Raw genomic sequence first — 1,759 nt, forward strand, 5'->3', positions numbered from 1 at the left:
GAGACATCCGATACGAGCCATCTGGCAACATGAAGCCATCCACTGTGAGGGAGCCTATCTGAGCTGGGGTACGGATAGCTCTAAATGATTCGGTCATGTTTTACTCCCCCTCACCTTCCGAATAATACAAATCATCACCCGGTAGCCTCAACCCTTCTAGCTCAGCTCGATTTTCAGCCAAAGCCTCAAGGAACTCCTCTTGACACTCTCAGCGCTGAAGCGATTGAGATTCTTAAGAAATTTCGTTCTTAATATCCCTATTACTAGGGTTCCCAAACTCAGCACGTTTGCTCGTAGAGCGTGCTGATATCTTTTGGGCGTTTAGGTGTTCAACACCAGGTTTCGCGGAGTCCCCGCGTACCATTCTCAAAGCTCGGTCTCTGATAGTTTTTGCAGCACCAATATCGGCGTGTTCGTGATATCCACATTCCACACAGATGAATTTTTCTCCATCTCTATTGGATTTGTCGATGTGCCCACAACTTCTGCATTCTTGGCTAGAGTGCTTAGGATTAACTTTGATTACGATTTTTCCTTGCTTTGCAGCTAGATACTCAATCTTTAATCCTAAATCACCCCAACCTGCATCAGAGATGGCGCGATTCAATCCCTTTTTTCTGGATTGCCCGTTCTTCAGAAACCTCCCGGTTTTTTCGTCACTTTTAATCTTGCATCGACGCATCATCCCAGAGATGTTCAAATCTTCTAAGGCGATTATATCAATATTACGAGATACTATTAAATTCGCAGTTTTCCATTGATATGCTTGGCGTTTATCACCAATCTTTTGATGGAATCTGCTGACTCTGATAGCTGCTTTTTTGCGGTTTTTACTGCCTTTTGTTTTGCGGATAACCCGTCTCTGTCTAATTTTCAGGGTACGTTTAGCTTTTTTGTTTGTCGAAAACTTGGGATTTTCAATTTGGTATCCATCAGAAAGATGAACCAGTTTAGTGATTCCCAAGTCGCAACCTATTACTTTGGGGCTATCGGCAACAGAAATAGCACTGTATTCAGGTACAGACTTATCCTCTATCCTCACGGAAATATACCAACCATTCTGGCGCTTTCTAACCGCACAAACCTTGATAGTAAATCCATCTGAGATTGGGCGAGAGTTGTAAAACCGAATCCAGCCCAGTTTTGGTAGGTAAATTTTATTGCCCTTGATTTTTACTCCCATTACGAAGGTAAAAGAAGTAAAGTTACTCCGATTTTTGAATTTCGGGAATCCTCTACCTTCAAAAAAATTTTTGTAGGCAATGTCTAAGCGTTTGACATTCTGTTGTAGAACTGTTGAGTCAATGCCGTTATACCAAGGTCTAGCTATTTTCAACTCAGGCAATGCTGTTATTTGAATGTCACCAGCACTTCGACGAGGATTTCTAGCTTTACCTTCAAAGTCAAGCTTAGAGTCTTTCCAGGGATTTCCAGTTGCGCCACTTTTACTTACGAAGCAGGTCAATGGTGAAGCTTCGCCTTTCGTTCTGATGTCACAGTAATTGCCTTCAATGAACTGCTGGTAGTATTGAGTCATTCTGTCGTTGAGACACCAGTTATAGTGACTTCGCAACATATCTACCCAAGCAGATATTTTTAATGCTTGTGTTTGATTGGGACGTAACTTGTAAACGTAATTTGTCAACAATTGCGCTCACCTCGTTGTTTATATTTTAACGTGTTTATCTGTTTTCAAGTGTTAGGAATTAAGAAAGATTTACGGCGGTTAAAACCGCCCGTGTCGCTTGCATCTCAGGGC

Annotated in this window: 1 protein-coding gene; it reads right to left on the bottom strand. The window is 42.0% G+C overall.

Annotated features, from left to right (window positions below):
- Positions 1-232: 232 nt before the first annotated feature.
- A complete protein-coding gene (locus tag WBA89_RS03635) occupies positions 233-1,648 on the bottom strand; it encodes an RNA-guided endonuclease InsQ/TnpB family protein (protein WP_424404172.1) in 1,416 nt (471 codons plus the stop codon).
- Between the last annotated feature and the right edge of the window lie 111 nt (positions 1,649-1,759).

Source organism: Microcoleus sp., from assembly GCF_049646505.1.
GTDB lineage: Bacteria > Cyanobacteriota > Cyanobacteriia > Cyanobacteriales > Microcoleaceae > Microcoleus.